This is a genomic window from Desulfocurvus thunnarius (genome assembly GCF_055390965.1).
In genome coordinates this window covers 2,699,582-2,718,612 of sequence record NZ_AP042411.1, presented here as the reverse complement: position 1 = coordinate 2,718,612, position 19,031 = coordinate 2,699,582, and the positions used below count along the sequence as shown (strand labels likewise).

Here is a 19,031-nt window from a genome sequence, read left to right as displayed (position 1 = left end):
CCTTGTGTTCCATTTCCACCAATCCATACAGAGATTCAATGACCATGACAATATATTCCAAACACAACGGAGCGGCCAGGAAATTTCGGCCCGCCACAGGGCTTTGCTGCTGACGGTGCGAACAAAAAAAGAGACCCGGCCGGAGCCGGGTCTCTTTCATGCTTCCCGCGGAAGGGATCAGTAGTCCAGGATGATGCCGACGGTCTGGCACAGGGCCAAGCCGCTGGTCTGAGAAACGGCTTCGCGCCAGGCAGTGGCTTCAACAGCGGCCTCGGCGACCAACTGGGAACCGCCGTCGCGCTGATAGCCAGCGCCCAGGCCGATGCAGCTACCAGCGAGGCCATCGTTGCGGGCGTCAACGGCCGTGTCGATGCCCTGGGCCACGTCGGTGGGCACGTTGTAGAACACGATCACGTTGCGCTGGAGCACCCGACCGCCGATGGTCAGGTTCAGGTTCACGAGATCAACGGACACGACGGTGGGGCCAGCGTACTCGCCGTCAACCTGGGCCTGCCAGGGGTTCATCACGTTGGTGCCGCCCGTCGCATCGCCCTTGCACATGGCGTCGTTGTTGGGGATGTTGTAGGCGCTCACGGTGCCGGCACCAGCGGTGCGGTCAATCAGCTTGGACTTGACGATGGAACACAGATCGACGCCCACGGCCTCGACGGCATCCTTGATGTCGTCCGTACGGCCATCAAGACCGCCGTCCATCCAGCCATCCGGCGAAGCGGTGGTCACGCCGCCGTTGCCGTTGCCGTCGTTCAACTGCTGGCCGGTCTTGTCGTAGTAGGTCTGCGCAACGGTGCCCCACTTCTGGGCGAACTGCTGCGAGAACTGCTTGACCTGCGCGCCGCGGACGATGTCGCGGCCCTTCATGACGCCGGCGAGGATGATGCCGATGATGACCAGCACGATGGCCATTTCGATCAGCGTGAAGCCCTTTGCCTGTTTCTCCAAACGCATGTTCCTTCCTCCTTTGGTGGAAATTCCTGGGAAATCGTTAGGCAACCCGGCCATCTTCGAGAGACCCGTGGGCTTTCCGTCCCCGCCTCGCGGCAAGTTTGGCTTTGCTAACCGTCACGCTATGAGAATTGATGCATTTCTAGCCCAATCGGCACAATCAGTCAATACACCATCTTTCATTTCGGCTCCATCTGCATGAAAAAGACACATGGGCGACGGCGAAAGCCTGTGCCGCGCCCTGTTTTCATATCCAGGCCAGGATTGCGGAGACGGCCTCGTCGGCGGGTATGGTGGCGTCCAACTTGATTTTTGTGGCGCGGTAGTGTGCCCCAGCGGTCCAGACGCGCCCACCCCGGGCCTCCGGAAAGCCCAGGATATCAAGCCGGATGACGGACCAGCCCTGATAGTCCGGGCGCACGTCGAGCGTGCGCCCCCCGCGCACGGCGCGCACCCCGGTGCCCTGCCCCGGCCCGCTGGACAGCAGCACGTCGAAATCGGCCTCCGGGGCCTCCAGCAGCGTCGCATCGCCCTGCCAGCCCCAGACGCCCAGCCCCACCAGCAGGTCCACCTGCGGGCGCAGCTCCCGCGCGGCGCGGACCACGGCGGCCACGGCCTCGGGCTCGGCGGGGGCGTAGATGTCGGCCTTGTGCGGCAGGACCAGCACCCCGACCCGCACGCCGCCCGCGTCCAGCAGCCGGGCCCGGGGCTCGGGGGCGGGCGCCAGCCAGCCCGGGCCCGGCGCGGCCCCGGCGCCGCGCAGCCAGTCGTGATCCCGCGCGGAAAGCAGCCCCAGGTCGTAGCTCATGGCCGCATAGGCCTGGGTCAGGGCCCGGGCCGTGCCCTCCCCGGCCGGGGCGGCGCGGAACGGGGTGAACTCGTGCCCGCCCGCCAGGGTCAGCACGCGCCCGCCGCCCTGGGCGCGCACCCGGGCCAGGGCCGTGGCCCGCCGGGCCAAGCCGCCCAGGGCCGAGCCGCCACACACGGGGCAGGGCTCGAAGGCGCCTTCGGAGTTGGCGGTGAACAGCAAGGTCACCAGGGGCCGCGCGGGCACGGAGGCGTCCTGCGCCCGGGCGGCCTCCCCAACGGGGGCACACAAAACAAGCATCAGCGCCATGCAACGCAACAACGGCATGGCGGACTTCGGACGGATATGCATCATTGCGGAATGTCTGCGCTGAAAGTCACTGGAACGCGCGGCCCGGCCCTAGAAGAGATCCAGGGCGATGTAGCAGTCCACGCGGTCCTTGTCGTCTTCGCGGGGGGAAACGATGACCGCGCCGGAGCCGCCCGAGGCGTCGTCGAACTTGCGGTCCATGGCCACGGCCTCCAGGCGGTCGAATTTCTCCAGCTTGAAGAAATGGCCCTCGGCCAGGGGCTGGCCTTCCAGGCGCAGTTCGGCGTAATACAGCACGATCTTGCGGCCCCGGACCAGTACGGGCGGATCGGGCAGCGCGCCGGAGAGGCGCATATCCTCGAACACGCGGTCGGCCTCGCCCAGTTCCTTTTCAATGCGCCCGTTGGCGTTGCCGTGGGGGAAATCGCCGGGCAGGGCGTTGGTCTGGTCCTGGTAAAGCCGTACGGCGGTGCGCAGCCGCTCCACCTGGTTCCAGGTGTAGAGGGCGTTGCTCCATTTATAAGGAGTTATGTCCGGGTAGGGGGAGTCGTCGTCAGTGGAGGACACCAGAAGCACGAGGCCCAGGAGCATGGCGGACAAAATCGCCAGGGCCACGCTGAACTCCATGAACGTGAAGCCGGAGACCCGTGTCCGCGCTGCGACGCGCCGCGTCGCGTATTTCGCAACCTTTGTCTGCATACGCCAGGATGCCTCGCGTCAGTGCCCTGTCCATGATGTCGTATTGTCCTGCAACCTACGAGTAAAACGGACAAATGGCAAGAGCTGTTGCAAAAGCATGGGGCGATTCCCCCAAAGGCCCACCAGTAGCTCTTTTTTCATCGGCCGTCCCTATTTCCGGGTCGTATTGCTTTTTTCCGGGAAAGCGGTCATTATCACAGCATCATAAAAACAGGCAGGACAGCGCACACAATGAAACACAGCACAGCCGCCACGCCCACTCCGGCCTCGGGCGCCTGGCGCCCCCGCAAGCGGGGTCGCGCGGGTTTCACGCTCATCGAGTTGTCCGTGGTCATCGTCATCATCGGCATCATCCTGGCAGCAGGCACTGTGGGATGGAACGCCGTGACCCAGGGCCGCCGTCTGGCCGTGGCCAAGACCAACCTCACGGAGGTGCGCGACTGCCTCGTGCGCCGGATGTTCCACAACAACAGCTACCCGACCTACACGGCGAACCTGGACTGCGAGGAAGGCGGCAATTTCGACGACGACGGCACGCTGGGCATGGACGTGGACGCCTGCCTGTGCGGCAAGCTCGACCCCTGGGGCCGCCGGATGTACTACATCGAGGGCCTGGCCCAGAACAGCACCACCGGCATCCTGGAACCCCTGAGCCAGGGCGGGAAGCACGTGGCCAGCCTGGCCTACCAGGGCGTCAACGGCACCACGCCGTACAAACATGAAAAACCGAGCGACGACAATGCCGAGCCCGACTCGCAGGTCATCGACATGAACGGCAATTATGTGAATTACGTGGTCTTCGTGCTCGTCAGCGCCGGGGCGGACGGGCTGTTGGACGATTCGTCCTACCGCGACCTGTTCTCCGGCGGCGCCCTGGCCGCGCCCCTGGACCCGGACGACCCGCCGGACTTCGACCGCGAGACGCCCCCGGACTACTCCGTCTCGTGGACCATTGAAGGCGACGACGACATCTATGTGTATCTGACCGCCCCGGAACTGCGCACCCTGTTGGCGCAGTAGCGGGCCGTCCCGCGCGCAGGCGGGACGAATCGGACAACCAGAGAGGGGAAACCGTGACATCCCGTAGCGTACGCCGAGCGTTCACGCTCATCGAAATGGCCATCGTGCTGGTCATCATCGGCCTGCTGGTGGGCCTTGTGGCGCCCATCGTCACCGACATGATCAAGCGCGAAAAATCCTCCGCGGCCAGCTCCTATGCCGAGCAGGTCAAAAACGAAATCATCGGCTTCGCCATCATCAACAAGCGCCTGCCCACGGCCGATGAACTGGGCACCAGGGTCGACCCCTACGGCAACACCCTGATCTACATCGCCCCCTCGGCGCTCACGGCGTCCTCCATCTGCGACTCCGTGCCCGACGAGGACGACCTGTACACCATCGAGGAGATCATGCCCGACGGCAGTTCTCCCGCGTCGAACAGCTACAAGAACATCGCCTTCGTCATCGCCAGCCCCGGGCGCAACCTGACGCAGCAGTTCACCGATCCGAACAGCGACAACGAGATCACCCTCTACGACCCCCGGGTGCCCAACGACGACGCGAGCGCCGCGGTGAAGCGCTCCGACGACCTGGAGGCCTACGACGACACGGTGCTCTACGTCTCCTACAACTACCTGCGCAGCAAGGTCTGCACCAGCGCCAACAACTCGTACAACCCGCCCGGCTCCGATGTCTCCTTCTCCCAGAACATGGTCGACTTCGCCGGAGCCAGCCAGGGCGGCGCCAGCACCAGCGCCGACCCGCACGCCGCGGGCGGCGGCTCCGTGAGCGTCAACATCACCGAGGGCACCATCGAAATGGAGGCCACGACCTCGCCCAGCGCGGCCTGCGTGTGGTACCAGGGCAGCAGCGCGGCGGGCAACTGCTCCGACGCCAACGCGGGCGACGGGCGCGGCAACGGCGTGTGCGACTGGGGTGACGGCGTGCGCGCCTACTTCACCTTCCAGCTCGACGCCGACGCCGCCGACCAGAACCGCGGCCACGGCGGCGGCTTCACCTTCGCCCTGGTGGACGGCAACAACGGCCCGCAGTCCTGCGGCGCCGCCACGGGCAGCGATAGCTGGATGGGCTACAGCGAAGTGGCGGGCGACCTGGGCGCCGACGGCGGCGTTTCCGCGCCCAAGATGGCCGTGGAAGTGGATACCTTCGCCGACGGCAGCAAATGCGACCCCGGCTACAACCACTCCGCCCTGGTCTACTGGACCGGCAACGCCCAGAGCAACAAGCACGGCGAGGACATCCCCGCCGCCAGCGCCAGCGGTGTGAGCGTGACGCCCGTCACCAGCGGTTCTTCCAGGCCCTTCAACCCGACCCTGGACAGCGCCTCCATCGCCGCCGACTCCGCCGATGCCGACGCCAACACCTACGCCGCCTGCCAGGACGACCTTTCGCCCCTCGGCCCCAAGAACATCCCGGGCTTCACCAACGCCACCGGCGCCGGAGACAACAAGCGCAACTGGCTCGAAGACGGCCTGGAAAAGCACGTGCGCATCGAGGTGTACGCCAACCCGGCCGCCCCCGGCTGGTACAACGCCACCGTCTGGATGGACTGCTCCAACTGCGCGGACCTCACCGAGCAGTGGGAAGGCAACGCCTCGCGCGACGGCAACGGCAACAAGATTCACCACGTGCTCCACGCCAACCCCAACACCTGGCCCACCATCCGCTTCGGCTGGACCATGAGTTCCGACGCCGTGGCCACGGGGCAGACCATCATCGTGTCCGACTTCGGGCTCAAGTTCCTCTAGGGCCACCCCCGGCAGACCCATGAGCGCCGTCACGCATTTCGCCACAGCCTCCAAGCCCGGCCCCGGGGCCCGACCCGTTCCCGGCGCGGCCGACCGGAGCAGACCATGAATTTTCGCACCCGCGCCTTTACCCTTGTCGAGATGGCCCTCGTGCTCATCCTGTTCGGCGTCCTGCTGGCGACCACCCTGCCCCGCCTGTTCTCGGACATCAAAACCGACGCCGCCAGGAAGAACAAAAACGCCGTAGCCGAGGCCCGCGAGGAGATCACCGGCTACGTGCTGGCCAACGAGCACCTGCCCGAAGCCGACACCAACGCCACGATTCCCCTCGTGCCGGGCAACATCAAGGCCCGCCTGGACGCCACCGGTCAGGGCATCGTCTACATCCTGCCCAACACCAACTCCACCGGCGGCAAGATCTGGGAAGACGACATCTGCCGATTCGGCGGCACCGGCATGTCCGTTACCGACGCGGGCGGAACCACCACCGCCGACGTGGCCTTCGTGGTCGCCAGCCCCGGGCAGAACCATGAGCTGGATCTGGTCGTCGTTCCCGCCTCGTATGCCGACGTGCAGGGCGGCTCCAGGAGCGTGACCCTGAAATCGTTCGGCTCTCAGATCGTCGGCGCTGACCGGCAGTTCGACGACATCGTGGAGTTCGTGACCCTGGACTTCCTGCGCGACAAGTTCGACTGCTCGGACTACAGGCCCGATCCGCCCGGCAGCCCCCTGGCCACCCTGCCCATGGACGACATGACCGACACCAACCTGAGCTTCGGCAGCGGCGCGTCCATCGTCTCCAGCACAAGTGCCGGGGGCGGCATGGGCAACGTGCTGTCCGTGGACGGCACCGCCGATGGCGCTCTTGAAGTGCTCAATTCCGCGACCTACCGCCTGGACCAGTTCACCATCATGGGCTGGTTCAAGACGCGCGACGCCACGGTCGGCGACTATGAGCCCATCATCAGCCGCCAGGACGGCACCGACTGGGACGACAGAACCTTCTGGGTGGCCCTGTGGGGGCCGAACGGGCAAACCCATTTTGCCGGGGAGACCGTCTTCAAGGCCAGCCGCAACGACGGCGTGAACGGCGGCGGAGGCAACAACTCCAACGCGTTCCACGCCGATGTCGACGCCAACACCCGCGCCCTGCCTGCCGGGCGTCACCATGACGGCGGCTGGCACTTCTTCGCGACGACCATGGCGGCGACCGATCCCGATGCCGCCAACGTGGAGAGCACCGAACACAGGGCCACGATGTACGTCAGCGAGAATATCGCCGCGGACTTATGGGTCTCCCCGGCGGGCAACTTCGCCAACACCCAACCCACAGGCCCCGACCTGGGTCCGGCATCGGGCGCGGCTGTCTACACCATGTATATCGGCAAGGAAGAAAACAGCGGGCGCTATTTCGACGGCTACATCGACGAGATCGTCATCTACGATTACGCACTCAACGCAACCGACATTGCGGACTGGTACAACGCCACGCGCGTCTATTACTGAGCGAACACCGCCACGGCGTGCAGACACGGCCCGGGAGGGAGTCCCCCCGGGCCGTGTCGTGTTTGCGCCGCGCCGGACCTTATTCGCCGCAGCAGGTGCCGCCGTCGCGACCCGGCAACCCGAGCCCGCGCAGCCAGGACTGGATGAGCAACGTGGCGCAGCCCGTGCCGGGCTTCACGGTCACGGCGCCCGGGGCGCAGTTGCGGGAGCAGGCGCCGCATTCGATGCAGGCGTCGCGGTCGCGCAGTACGGCCCGGCCGCCTTCCAGGGCGAACACCCGGTGCGGGCACACCGTGACGCACATGCCGCAACCCACGCAGGCCCGCGCGTCCAGGGCCAGGCTGACCACTCCGGTCAGGTACCGGAAGCGCTTCATTGCCCACCTCCCGGCCCGCTGAAGGCCGCCGTAACCCAGGCCGCAGCGCCCAGCAGCAGCGCCCCGGCCTGAAGCGGCAAAGCCACGCGCATCTCGCGCTCCACGCCCGAGGGCGACGTATAGGGCGTGGAACCCGTGAAATTCATGCCCAGATGCGAGCCCAGGGCCGTGGCCCACAGCGTGAGCCCCAGCCCGCCCAGGGCTCCGGCTCCGGCCCACAGGGCCAGCCCCAGGCCGCAGGCCGCCCCGGCCACGGCGCCTTTGAGCGCCAGGGCCCGCCCGGGCAGCCAGGGCAGCGCCAGGGGCACGAGCCCGGCTCCGGCCAACACCCCCGCCATGCAGGCCGCCACCGCCAGCAGCCCGCGTCGCCACGCCGCATCGAGCGAAAACCAGCCCGGCCCGATGCCCGAGAGCACCGCAGCCCCCAGCAGCACCCAGGGCACCATGCGCCGCAGCAGCCAGAACTCCACCGGCACCAGCACCGCGCGCTCGACCAGGGTAAACGTCACCTCGCGCTCGGCCTCGGACACCTCGCCGCCGCGCTCCAGCCAGGGCCGCAGATCCTGCGCACGCACCGGCCCGAAACGCACCGTGAATCCGCTGCGCCTGCGCACCTCGCGCGCGCAGATTCCCGGCGCCCCGAGTTGCGGCGCGATCACCCTGCGGTGTGCCACCACCGTGTCCAGCCCGACCGCGCCGATACGCCGCACCAGTTCCCCGGTGCCGAATGTCCCCTTGCCCGCCGCGCACCACACGTTGATGCCATGGGTGTCCAGCACGAGCACCCAGGCGTCCGCGCCGTCCAGTGCCGCACGCACGGCGTCGAAACTCAGCTTGTAGTTGGCCGTGACCACCACCGGGGCCCCGGGGGCCGGATACCCCACGGCATACAATCCCGGCACGACCTTGTAGTCGTCGCGCACGGCGCCCAGGCGCGCCAGGGCGGTGCCCATCCGGTCGCGGCAGCCCAGGCGGGTGTCCACGCGCGGCACCGGGCCCGCGGCCGTGGGAACGAACTCCAGCACGAACGGCTCGCGCCGGAAACCCGGCCTGTCTTCGAGTCCGAACCCGGACTCGGTCTTCGGGCCTCAGCAGGGCGCGGCGGCACGCGCGGAGCCCCCGGGAGCCCCGCCGCGGGCATCGCCCCCGGCCTGCGTGCACCCGTCCACATCCGGCGCGTGTCCCTTCGGCAACGGCTCCAGCTTCATGGCTTTCCTCCTGCCGCCGCGCCGCGCCCCAGGGCGTCGGCCAGACGGATGAAACGCGCCAGCCCCTCGGGGTCCAGACAATAGCAGGTGCGCGGCCCCTCGATCTCTCCGCGCACCAGGCCGCAATCCTTGAGAACCTTCAGGTGCTGGCTCACCGTGGATTGCGCCAGGGGCATGATTTCCACAATCCCGCCGCAGATGCAGCGCCCCTCGCGGGCCAGATGCTCCACGATGCGCACCCGCGCCGGGTGGGCCAGCCCCTTGCACAGCAAGGCCAGCTCTCCGGCGGCGGCAAGTCCGTTCTCCACTCCGGGCGGGCAGCCGCTGCCCGTTTCGTCCGCCATGTCGTCCCTCCCTGCCGTTCCTCCCGCCGGAGTCTTCCTGCGGGGGGCAACCATATCGTTCATCGACGATTAACGAATGCGGGGCAAAGAGTCAAGCCTTCCGGGGAGCTCCGGAATCCGGGCCGGAGAATTGCCTTTGGCCGAAACCCTTCCTGCGGACAGGACGCCGGGGCGGCTTCCGAGAGCCGCCCGGTGCCGCGCCCCCTTCCCCGCAACCCGGAAAGACGGGGCCCGCTCAAGCCGGGCGCGGGCGCATCCACCGCCCGTCCGCCCCCGGTACGGGAACCCCCTGGGCCAAGGCCCGGAGGCCCGCCCCTCCCCGGAGCACGAGGAAGACCCGCAGGGACCGGCACTGGCCGTTGCGCAGGCCCGCGCGTCTTGCCCAGCGGCCAGCGCTGGCCGCTGGGCGGGCGAATCCGGCGGCGCCACGCAAAGGGGCCCGGCCAATCGGCCGGGCCCCTGGAGCACATGGAATCCGCTTGCGGCCCTAGGCGGGCTGCTCGGCCTCGGCGGGCGCCGCCGGGGCGGGCGCCGGGGCGGCGGGCTTGGCGTTCAGGGCCACCTCCTGCGGGAACACAGGCAGGTAGCGGTAGGCCAGGGAGGTCACGATGAAGCCGTAGGCCACGACCATCACCGACGGGCCCCACTCGGCCCAGTTCGGCACGTACCCGTACCACTTGTCGAAGGGCATGACCGGGATGGCCAGGGCCTGGACGGTGAACACGTAACGGTTGATGGTCACGCCGACGCAGGACAGGATGGCGCCGGTGTACAGCAGGGCCGGGATGTTGCGGAAGCGGGGCACCATCAGCAGCACCGCCGGGACGATGCCGCACAGGCCGATTTCGGCCCACAGCAGGCCCACGCCGTAGCCCAGCTCGCTGTTGAACATCTGGTCCCAGGTCAGGCCGGAACGCGGCAGAACGTCCGTGGCCCAGGCCCAGGTGTCGAGGATTTTCAGGAAGACGTACAGGGTCAGCATGGTGCCCGCGATCTTGCACATCAGGCGCTTGACCTTCCAATCCACCAGCTTCTTGCCCGTGAGCAGCTCCATGAACTTGACCACCAGCACCGAGAAGCACGGGCCGGAGCCCACGGCGGAGAGCACGAACAGGAAGAACGTCCACGGCCAGATGAAGAACCCGTCGCGCAGCACGTAGGGGCGGCCGAAGAGCACACCGTACATGCCGCCCAGGGAACCCTGGTGGAACGTGGACAGGAACGCGCCGATGCCCGCGATGAGCGGCATCACGTAGTGGAAGTTGTGCGCGATGTTGTGCAGCAGCGGAATCTGGTTCAGCTTGCGGTTCTCAAGGATGTTCGGCACGAACTCCAGAGTCAGCACCATGAGGTAGCAGGTGATGCAGAACATCACTTCCGTCAGCATGGAGTGGACGTTGGGGTGCCAGAAGCCGAACCAGGAGCGCAGCGGCTGGCCCACGTCCAGGGCCAGGATGAGCATGGCGCCGGAGTAGCACAAAAAGCCGATGATGACCGTCAGGTTGACGATCTTTTCCAGCTCCTTGATGTCCAGGATGTACTTGAGCAGGCCGGTGAAGAAGGCGCCCGCGCCCAGGGCGATGACCGCCAGGTCGAAGGTGATCCACAGGCCGAACCCGAAGTAGTTGTCCAGCGCGGTGCGCGCCAGACCGTCCGGGAACAGGATCATGATGGCCTCGTAGGCGCCCAGGGCGAAGACCACCCCGCACGCGCCGAGCCACAGCAGGAATTTGCCGAGCGAGCAGCGCTCGACTCCTTCAGGCCACAGTGCTCTATCCATGGTGAGCCCCTCCCTCGCCCGCTTGGGCTTCTTCATTGGCCAGGTAGTTGTCGCCCTGCAGGCGGACCCAGGCGCGCTTGCTCATGTAATAGACCTGCGGATCGGTACCCAGGCGCTCCAGCAGCCGGAAGGTGTACGGGCTGCGGACCAGCTCGTAGACGGCGTGCTCGGGGTTCTTCACGTCGCCGAAGGTGATGGCGCCGGTGGGGCACGCCTCGCCGCACGCGGGCACGTAGGCGCCGTCGGCCAGCTTCTCGGGGTCCTCACCGGCCACGCGGGCGGCGTCCTTGGCGTACATCAGGCGATGGTGGCAGAAGGTGCATTTCTCGACCACGCCGCGCGAGCGGACCGACGTGTGCGGGGTGAGCTGCTTTTCCATGCCCTCGGGCCACACGGGCTGGTCCCAGTTGAACACGCGGGCGTGGTAGGGGCACGAGGCCATGCAATACCGGCAGCCGAAGCAGCGCGGGTAAATCTGGCTGACGATGCCGCCGTTCTCGTTCTTGTCCGTGGCGATGGCCGGGCAGACCGACACGCACGAGGGCATGCCGCACTGCATGCACGGCCGGGGCAGGTAGGCCGTGTCGCTGCCGTCGGAAAGCTCGTAGATGGTCAGCCACTCGATCTTCTTGAAGCGGGTGGGAAAGCCCTTGCCCGCGATGCGCTGCAACTGGTTTTCCTGCGGCGCGATGTTGTTTTCCTTGTTGCAGGCCACCACGCACGCGCCGCAGCCCGTGCATTTGTCAATGTCGATGACCATGCCCCATCTGATCGGGAAGTCTTGGAAAGTGGACATATTGCTTACCCTCTTCGATTAGGCGGTGGCGATGTTCACCCGGGTGTCGGACCACACGGACAGGCCGGTCTCGGGGTCGTCGGCCGCGGCCAGGACCTTGTAGGCGTTGTCGCCCAGGCCCCGGTGGAACTCGTCCCACGCCGTGTGGCCGAAGCCCAGGGGCGCGGCGACGACGCCGGTCATGACCTTCTCGGTGACGTGGACCCTGGCCGTCATTTCCCCGCCGGGGCCGCTCAGGCGCACGGTCTGGCCCTCGGCCACGCCGCTCAGGCGCGCGGTCTTGGCGTTCATCTGGACCATGAGGTCCGCGCTGCGCACCGTGGCGGCGTTATAGGGCGGCAGGGCCACCTTGGCCGAGCCCAGGTTGTGCTTGGCCACCGGGGCCAGGGCCAGCAGGCCCTCGCCCAGGGCGCGCGGCGCGGGGGCCGCGGCGGCGCTCAGGTCGGGCACGAGCGCGACGGTCGCCGCGCTGGTCCAGGTGGCGCCGCGCGACAGGGCCTTCCAGTCCGCGCCCAGGGCCACGGCCTTGGCCCGCAGCACGTCCTTGAACGCGCGGTAGCCGAGGTCGATGTCCAGCCTGCGGGCCACGGAGAGCAGCACGTCGGCGCTGGCGCGGGTGTCGAAGGCCGGGTGCGCCAGGGGCCGGTTCAGGCTGTAGACCGCCTGCCCGGCGCCGTAGGGCGTGTACACGTCGTCGTAGCGCTCCAGGGCCATGCTGCTGGGCAGCACCAGGTCGGCCAGTTCGGCGGTCTCATCCATGAAGCTCGCGAAGCTCACGGTGAAGCCCGCGCGGCGCACGGCCTGGGCCATCAGCTCGGCCTGGGGCAGGGCGTAGGCCGGGTTGGCGTCGTAGACCAGCAGCACACCGGCGCCGGCCTTGCCTTCGGCCAATTTTTTCAGGAAGGGCACCAGATCGGCGCTGTAGCGGCTGGCGGCGGAACCCGCGCCGTCCACGACCACCGGGGCCTCGGGCACGATCTTCACGCCCCCGGCCACGTTGATGCGCCCGAGCATGGCGTTCAGGCCCAGGGAGGCCATCAGCGCCCGGGCACCGGCGCCCTGGCCGAACTCCGACCCGGCGATGACCAGGGGGCGTTTGGCGGCGGCAAGCTCGGCGGCCAGTTTGCGCAGGGTGTCGGCGCGCACGCCCGTCTCGCGCTCGATGCGCGCGGGGCTGTAGTTGGCGGCCACGTCGCTGCGGAAGGCGTCCAGCCCCTTGGCCTGGGCGGTGGCGCCGCGCTCCATGAGCGCATGGACCAACCCGAGGGCCACGGAGGCCGCGGCGCCGGGGCGGGCCTGGATCCACTGGTCGCAGACCACGGCGGTGTTGTTCAGCACCGGCCCGGCGTAGACGTATTTGGCCGTGGCGGGCTGGCCCGAGGGGTGGCTCTGGGAGAAGGCCCGGGCGTTGCGCACGGCGGTGCCGGAGCTTTCCAGGGCGTCGGCGCCCAGCAGCAGCACGTAGTCCGCGCCTTCGATGTCGTAGGCCAGATGGCCTTCGCCGCCGAGCTTTTCCAGGGCCTTGTGGGCGCTCTGGGTCTCGCCGGGCATCATGTAGAATGAGCCGGAGAGCTTGTGCATCAGGGCCGCGAAGACTTCGTTGGCCGTGCCGGTGTCGTCGCCGCTGACCATGGCCACGTCGCCCTTGGCCTGACCGAGCTTTTCGGCCAGCAGGGCTTCGGCGTCGTCCCACGAGATGGGCGCAAGGCCCGCCTCGGTGCGCACCATGGGCTGGCGCACGCGCGCCGGGCTCATGAGCAGGCCGACCTCGGCCGCGGCCAGGGCCGACACGCCGCCGCCGGACAGCGGATGATTCGCGCTGGAGGCCAGCCCCACGGGCACGCCGTCGACCATGGCCACGCGCACGCCCGCCCCGGAGGGGTCGAGCTTGGAGGCCATCTCGGCGAAATACACGTCGCGCTTGGGAACCTTGGGGTTCCATTTCCAGTTCTGGGACCAGATGGAAACATCGTCCGTCAGCTTCCAGGGGATCGGGGTGATCATCAGCCCCGCCCCGGCACCGGCGGCAAAACTCAGGAAGGTTCTTCTATTCATGACTTCGCCACCTCGTTGCTAGCGATGACAGACGTAGCAGGCGTTGCTCTGGCCGTTCTCGGCGTGGCAGCGCTCGCATTCCCACATCTTCATGGTCCCGCGGCTGTAGGCCGGGTCCACGCCCACTCCCCTGCCGAACACGATCTTGTAGCCGCCGTTGGAGTAGCCGGTCAGCTTGTTGCGGTAGAGCAGGGGCGGGGTGTCGCTGGCGCCCACGTCGGGGTGGCAGGTGGTGCAGTCCTGCGCGGCATGGGCCGCGTGGGAGAAGAACACGTTGTCGGGCTGATCCTGGTAGATCAGCCACGGCACCTCTTTCTCCTCGTTGACGTACTCGTCGATGAAGCGCTGCTCCTCGGGGTCTTCGCCCATGGCGTCGGTATGGCAATCGGCGCAGGACTCGGTCGAGGGCAGGCCGCTGAAGGAGCCGTCCTCGTTGAGGTAGTGACAGTCCTCGCAGGCCATTCCGGCATTGTCCACATGGACGAGGTGGCTGAACCGGATGGGCTGTTGCTCGACGCTGAACAGCACCCGGGGGAACCACCACCAGCCCACGAGAAGTATTGCCACGAACCCGATGAAGAAGGGCAACGCTCCTCCGCTTCCTGAAGTTTTCTTCACCATGTGCTCTCGCCTCATCCTTGTAAAAGAGTTGCTCACCGGGCGCTCGTCCCGGCATCCCACCCGGGAGGGACGGCCCTTGGGCCCTTGCCACGACCCCGCTGGAACACGTCTGCCCGTCCGGCCGAGAGATGCCGGACGACGCGTTCTGGCGGGGGGCACAACCATGGAAAAAGTCTCAGGGAGACGCAGCAGTTCTAGGCATGTCCGCCCTGGCGTGTCAAGGCTTAATGAAATAATTCACGAATATGATTTCCCTGGATTGTCCTCCATTTCCGGAGGAAAACCGGGCTTGCGCGCCCCGCCGCCCCGCGCCCGGACGGCCCGGAAAAATCCATCCGCCGCCACGCATGTTCCGGAATGCACCCGCCGGGCCCGGCAAGGTCCGGCAAAGGCCCGCGCGCCGGTGCCCGCGCCCGCAAGGTGCTTGGCCGCCGTCCCGGGCGCGGCCCATGCGCACCCCGCCGGACGGCAAAAAAACGTATCGCCTCGCCCCGCGCGCCCGGCCTAGCCCTGCTCCCCGGCCCCGGGCTCCTCCCCGGCGCGGCCGTACACATCGTCGAAGCGCACGATGTCGTCCTCTTCCAGATACGGGCCGGACTGGATTTCGATGATCTCCACGGGCACCTTGCCGGGGTTGCCCAGGCGGTGCAGGGCCGTCTTGGGAATATCCACGGACTGGTTCTCGTAGAGCAGGATCTCGCGGTCGTCCACGCGCACCTGGGCCGTGCCGGAGATGACCACCCAGTGCTCGCTGCGGTGGTGGTGCTTTTGCAGCGAAAGCCATGCCCCGGGCAGCACCTCGATGCGCTTGATCTTGTAGTGCGGCCCCTCCTCCAACACCGTGTAGCTGCCCCAGGGGCGGCGCACGGTGACGTGGGCCTCCACCAGCCGGCTCTGCTCGGCGCGCAGGCGCTCGACCACGTCCTTGACGCGCTGCACCTTGTCCTTGGGGCAGATGAGCGTGGCGTCGCGGGTCTGAACCACGATGAGCCCGTCCACCTCCACGGCGGCCAGCTTGCCCCCGCGCGAGAGCAGCAGGCTGTCCTTGCAGTCCATGGCCAGCACGTCGCCCTGGACCACGTTGCCGCCCGCGTCCTTGGCGCCCAGGCGGTACAGGGCCTCCCAACTGCCCAGGTCGTCCCAGCCGAAATCGGCGCGGACCACGGCCTGGCGCGCGACGTGCTCCATGATGCCGTAATCCACGGACACGTCGGGCAGGGCCGCGTAGCCCCGGGCCAGGGGCTGGCTGTCGCGCGCCGCCCACCACGCCGCCAGCTCGGGCTGGAAGCGCTCCACGGCCTCCAGGAAGGCCCGGACCTGAAAGACGAACATGCCGCTGTTCCAGTAGTGCTCGCCCCCGGCCAGGAAGCGGCGGGCCGTGTCCAGGTCGGGCTTCTCCACGAACCGGGCCACCTCGAAGCACTCCTGCCCCAGGTCCGCCCCGCGCTCGATGTAGCCGTAGCCCGTTTCGGGCTTGTCGGGCACCACGCCGAAGGTCACGAACCAGCCCTGGCGGGCCAGAGCCGCGCCGCGCCCCAGGGCCTCGTGCCAGACTGCCGGCTTGTGGATCAGATGGTCGGAAGGGAACACGGCCACCAGGGCCTCGGGGTCGCGCTCCACCGCCCGGGCCATGCCCAGCAGGATGGCGGGCAGGGTGTTGCGGCGCATGGGCTCGGCCAGAACCTGGCCCTCCAGCTCCGGGCTCACCCCGGCCACCTGCCCGCGCACCTCGAAGAACTGCTCCTCGTTGGTGACCACCCACACGTCGGCCGGGGCGAAGACCTCCAGGGCCCGGGCGGCGGTCTGCTGGAGCATGGTGGCCGTGCCGGTCAGCGCCAGGAGTTGCTTGGGCAGGAGCGTGCGCGAGTACGGCCACAGCCGGGTGCCGGAGCCTCCGGCCAGGATCAGGGCCTGACAGCCGTGCAGGGCCCGGGCGGCAGCGTCGCTGGTCATCGGCATTCCTCCTGGTGCGGGCCGGGGGCGGCCGGAGCGGAAAAGACAAAGGGTGAAACGAAATCGGCCAGACGCGGCAGGACGCGGTCCTTGTCGGACAGCACGGGCCCGTCCACCGGCCAGGGGATGCCCAGGTCCGGGTCGTTCCACAGGATGCCCGCGTCGCGCGCGGGGTCGTAGTAGGCGTCCACCTTGTACTGGAACTCGGTGTCCGGGGCCAGGGTCGCGTAGCCGTGGGCGCAGCCCGCCGGGATGAACATCTGGGCGTGGTTGTCGGCGGTGAGGGTTTCGGCGTGCCAGGTGCCGTAGGCCGGGGAGCCGACGCGCAGGTCCACCGCCACGTCGTACACCGCCCCGCGCGACACGCGCACCAGCTTGGCCTGGGCCGAGGGCGGCGCCTGGAAGTGCAGCCCGCGCAGCACTCCGGCGGCCCGGGACAGGGCGTGGTTGTCCTGCACGAACTCGCAGGCCACGCCGCACTCGGCCAGGGCCTTGCGGCTGTAGGTTTCCATGAAAAAGCCCCGCTGGTCGGCAAAGACCCGGGGCGTCAGCACCAGCAGCCCCGGAATGCCCGTCGTGCGCACCTGCACCGTGTCGCCCTCCTTTTCCGCCCGGCCCGTCGGGGCGCGTCCGGCCCCATGTCCGCGCCCGGCGCGCTCACGGGTCATCTATCAGCCTTTGCCCGCGCAGACAACAACCGCGCCGTCCACGGGGCCAAAGACGTTGACAATCCGTGCCCAATCCACGAAACTGCGCCACAAACGGCACTCCGCCATCTCCGGGCCAAGCGGAACAGGACGTGAGCACAGACACAGCACAGGACCAGCAGGACGAAATCGACCGTCTCCAGGCCGTACTCGACGCCAAAAACGCCGAGCTGGAGGCCCTGCGCGCCCGCCTGGGAGCCGAAAACGCCGACCTGCGCCACCGCCTGGAGCAGTTCCGGACCATCTTCGACAACGCCGCCTCGGGCATCACCATTCAGGACTCCGAAGGCGTCATCACCGCCGCCAACCAGACCTTCATGGACATGGTCGGCTACGATCGCGATGAACTGCTGGGGCTACCCGCCACCGCCGTGACGCATCCGGATTTCGTGCAGCACACCCGGGCCCTGGTGGAATCGGCACGCCGGGGCGGCCCGGCGGCGTTCCACTATGAAAAGAAACTCCTGCGCAAGGACGGCTCCACCCTGTGGGCCGACCTGACCACCCGCGCCCTGGCCGCCCCCGACGGCAGCCCCCGGGGCTTCGTCTGCGTGCTGCACGACATCACCGACCGCAAGCGCACCGAGGCCGCCATATGGGAAAGCGAGCAGCGCCTGCGCCAGCTTGTGGAGCGCCTGCCCGTGCTCATCCACGCCCACGACGCCGAGGGCAACTACGTGTTCTGGAACCGCGAGTGCGAGCGCGTGCTGGGCTACAAGGCGGCGGACATCATCGGCAACCCCGGGGCCCGGGCCCTGCTCTTTCCCGACCCCGACTACCGCAGGCGCATGGAAACCCTGCACGGCGAGGCGGGCGACTTCGCGGGACGCGAAGCCGAAACCGCCGCCGCCGACGGCAGCGTAAAAACCATCCTGTGGACGCGCATCTCCGGCGAACACCCCTTGCCCGGCTGGGCGGTGTGGGAAACGGGCATGGACATCACCGAGCGCAAGGCCGCCGAGAACGCCCTGCGCGCCTCGGAGCACGAAAAAAAACTCATCCTGGACACCATCTCCGAGTGCGTGCTCTACCAGACCCCGGACAAGCGCATCCTGTGGGCCAACCGCGCGGCCCGCTCCCTGGCGGGCGGCGAACCCGAAGAACTGCGCGGCAAGCGCTGCTACGCCGTCTGGCACGGCTACAAGAAATCCTGCGCCGCCAGCCCCTGCCCCGTGGATCAGGCCCTGCGCCTGGGCACGCCCGTGGAGGCCGAGGTGGAGGGCGAGGGCGGGCGGACCTGGCTGGTCAAGGGCTACCCCTCCTTCGCGCCCGACGGCTCCCTGGCCGGGGCCATCGAGGTCGCCACGGACATCACCGGGCTCAAGCGCAGCGAGGAGGCCATGCGCCGCGCGCGCGACCTGGCCGAAAACGCCACCAAGATGAAAGATGAATTCCTGGCCAACATGAGCCACGAATTGCGCTCGCCCATGAACGGCGTGTTGGGCATGCTCGACGTGCTGCTGGACACCGACCTCGACGCCGAGCAGCGCGACTGCATCCAGACCGCCCTGCAGGCGGGCGAAGGCCTGCTGGCCATCATCAACGACATCCTGGATTTTTCCAAGCTCCAGGCCGACAAGATCGTGCTCGCGCGCAGGCCCTTCCGCCTGCGGCACACCGTGCGCACCGTGTGCAACACCTTCCGCGAGCAGAGCCTGCGCAAGGGGCTCGACGTGGGCTACGAGGTGGACGTGGCCGTGCCCGAAACCGTGGCTGGCGACGAAGGCCGCATCCGCCAGATTCTCTTCAATCTCGTGGGCAACGCGGTGAAATTCACCCACCAGGGCAGCGTGCGCGTGCGCACGCGCATCCTGCGCAAAGGCGCGGACCCCAGGCTGGCCCGGCTGCTGTTCACCGTCACCGACACGGGCATCGGCATCCCCGCCGACCAGCTCGACAGCATCTTCGACCCCTTCGTGCAGCTCAACTGGGCCAAGAACCGCAAATACGAGGGCACGGGCCTGGGCCTGGGCATCGTCAAGCGTCTGGTGACGCTCATGGGCGGCATCATCACCGTGGAAAGCGCCGTGGGCCAGGGCACCACCGTGCATTTCTGGATCAACGTGGAACTGCCGGACTGAGGGCGGGGCGGTCAGCCACACCGGAACCGGAACGTGAAAAAGGCGCCGTGGGGCGCC

16 protein-coding genes and 1 riboswitch are annotated in these 19,031 nt (G+C 68.1%); of the genes, 4 read left to right on the top strand and 12 right to left on the bottom strand.

The window, feature by feature from the left end:
• Positions 1 to 177 precede the first annotated feature (177 nt).
• From ACZ5KV_RS11865 to ACZ5KV_RS11855, 3 genes are all read right to left on the bottom strand, one after another.
• Positions 178 to 966, bottom strand: coding sequence for a prepilin-type N-terminal cleavage/methylation domain-containing protein (locus ACZ5KV_RS11865; protein WP_464239516.1), 789 nt, complete (start codon positions 964 to 966; stop codon positions 178 to 180).
• A gap of 37 nt (positions 967 to 1,003) precedes the next feature.
• Positions 1,004 to 1,079, bottom strand: a riboswitch (cyclic di-GMP riboswitch).
• A gap of 131 nt (positions 1,080 to 1,210) precedes the next feature.
• Positions 1,211 to 2,098, bottom strand: coding sequence for a UshA-like (seleno)protein family 2 (locus tag ACZ5KV_RS11860; RefSeq protein ID WP_464239515.1), 888 nt, complete (start codon positions 2,096 to 2,098; stop codon positions 1,211 to 1,213).
• Between the two features lie 72 nt (positions 2,099 to 2,170).
• Entirely contained in the window at positions 2,171 to 2,779 is a 609-nt protein-coding gene (locus ACZ5KV_RS11855) for a hypothetical protein (RefSeq protein ID WP_464239514.1), read from the bottom strand.
• A 231-nt stretch (positions 2,780 to 3,010) separates the two neighbouring features.
• Between ACZ5KV_RS11855 and ACZ5KV_RS11850 the strand changes: the two genes are divergently transcribed.
• The 3 genes from ACZ5KV_RS11850 to ACZ5KV_RS11840 all read left to right on the top strand — a co-directional run bounded on the left by ACZ5KV_RS11850 (position 3,011) and on the right by ACZ5KV_RS11840 (position 7,053).
• Positions 3,011 to 3,799 carry a type II secretion system protein gene (locus ACZ5KV_RS11850; protein WP_464239513.1) on the top strand — a complete coding sequence of 263 codons (789 nt, stop codon included), beginning with the start codon at positions 3,011 to 3,013 and terminating at the stop codon, positions 3,797 to 3,799.
• 53 nt (positions 3,800 to 3,852) lie between these two features.
• Positions 3,853 to 5,547: a prepilin-type N-terminal cleavage/methylation domain-containing protein gene (locus tag ACZ5KV_RS11845; protein ID WP_464239512.1), complete on the top strand. Its 1,695-nt coding sequence runs from the start codon at positions 3,853 to 3,855 to the stop codon at positions 5,545 to 5,547.
• 105 nt (positions 5,548 to 5,652) lie between these two features.
• Positions 5,653 to 7,053, top strand: coding sequence for a hypothetical protein (locus ACZ5KV_RS11840; protein WP_464239511.1), 1,401 nt, complete (start codon positions 5,653 to 5,655; stop codon positions 7,051 to 7,053).
• A 79-nt stretch (positions 7,054 to 7,132) separates the two neighbouring features.
• Here ACZ5KV_RS11840 and hgcB read toward each other — a convergent pair whose 3' ends face one another.
• The 9 genes from hgcB to rfbC all read right to left on the bottom strand — a co-directional run bounded on the left by hgcB (position 7,133) and on the right by rfbC (position 16,776).
• Positions 7,133 to 7,429 carry a mercury methylation ferredoxin HgcB gene (hgcB, locus tag ACZ5KV_RS11835; RefSeq protein ID WP_464239510.1) on the bottom strand — a complete coding sequence of 99 codons (297 nt, stop codon included), beginning with the start codon at positions 7,427 to 7,429 and terminating at the stop codon, positions 7,133 to 7,135.
• Positions 7,426 to 8,637, bottom strand: coding sequence for a mercury methylation corrinoid protein HgcA (gene hgcA / locus ACZ5KV_RS11830; protein ID WP_464239509.1), 1,212 nt, complete (start codon positions 8,635 to 8,637; stop codon positions 7,426 to 7,428). Before hgcA ends, hgcB begins: the two co-directional genes overlap by 4 nt.
• Positions 8,634 to 8,981: an ArsR/SmtB family transcription factor gene (locus tag ACZ5KV_RS11825; RefSeq protein WP_464239508.1), complete on the bottom strand. Its 348-nt coding sequence runs from the start codon at positions 8,979 to 8,981 to the stop codon at positions 8,634 to 8,636. Before ACZ5KV_RS11825 ends, hgcA begins: the two co-directional genes overlap by 4 nt.
• Positions 8,982 to 9,468: 487 nt before the next feature.
• Complete coding sequence (qrcD, locus tag ACZ5KV_RS11820) at positions 9,469 to 10,761, bottom strand: menaquinone reductase integral membrane subunit QrcD (protein ID WP_464239507.1); 1,293 nt, start codon at positions 10,759 to 10,761, stop codon at positions 9,469 to 9,471.
• The gene (locus ACZ5KV_RS11815; RefSeq protein WP_464239506.1) at positions 10,754 to 11,557 is read right to left on the bottom strand and encodes a 4Fe-4S dicluster domain-containing protein; all 804 of its coding nucleotides are present in this window, start codon (positions 11,555 to 11,557) and stop codon (positions 10,754 to 10,756) included. The genes qrcD and ACZ5KV_RS11815 overlap by 8 nt, the downstream gene beginning before the upstream one ends.
• An 18-nt stretch (positions 11,558 to 11,575) precedes the next feature.
• The gene (gene qrcB / locus ACZ5KV_RS11810; protein WP_464239505.1) at positions 11,576 to 13,612 is read right to left on the bottom strand and encodes a menaquinone reductase molybdopterin-binding-like subunit QrcB; all 2,037 of its coding nucleotides are present in this window, start codon (positions 13,610 to 13,612) and stop codon (positions 11,576 to 11,578) included.
• Between the two features lie 18 nt (positions 13,613 to 13,630).
• The gene (qrcA, locus tag ACZ5KV_RS11805) at positions 13,631 to 14,233 is read right to left on the bottom strand and encodes a menaquinone reductase multiheme cytochrome c subunit QrcA (RefSeq protein ID WP_464239504.1); all 603 of its coding nucleotides are present in this window, start codon (positions 14,231 to 14,233) and stop codon (positions 13,631 to 13,633) included.
• A 504-nt stretch (positions 14,234 to 14,737) separates the two neighbouring features.
• A complete protein-coding gene (locus ACZ5KV_RS11800; RefSeq protein ID WP_464239503.1) occupies positions 14,738 to 16,186 on the bottom strand; it encodes a mannose-1-phosphate guanylyltransferase/mannose-6-phosphate isomerase in 1,449 nt (482 codons plus the stop codon).
• Positions 16,183 to 16,776 (bottom strand): dTDP-4-dehydrorhamnose 3,5-epimerase, encoded by a 594-nt coding sequence (gene rfbC / locus ACZ5KV_RS11795; protein ID WP_464241837.1) that lies wholly within the window; start codon positions 16,774 to 16,776, stop codon positions 16,183 to 16,185. The genes ACZ5KV_RS11800 and rfbC overlap by 4 nt, the downstream gene beginning before the upstream one ends.
• Before the next feature lie 209 nt (positions 16,777 to 16,985).
• On the opposite strand from rfbC, the gene ACZ5KV_RS11790 reads away from it, so the two are divergent.
• On the top strand, positions 16,986 to 18,974 hold the full coding sequence (locus ACZ5KV_RS11790; protein ID WP_464239502.1) for a PAS domain S-box protein: 1,989 nt from the start codon (positions 16,986 to 16,988) through the stop codon (positions 18,972 to 18,974).
• Positions 18,975 to 19,031: the final 57 nt, after the last annotated feature.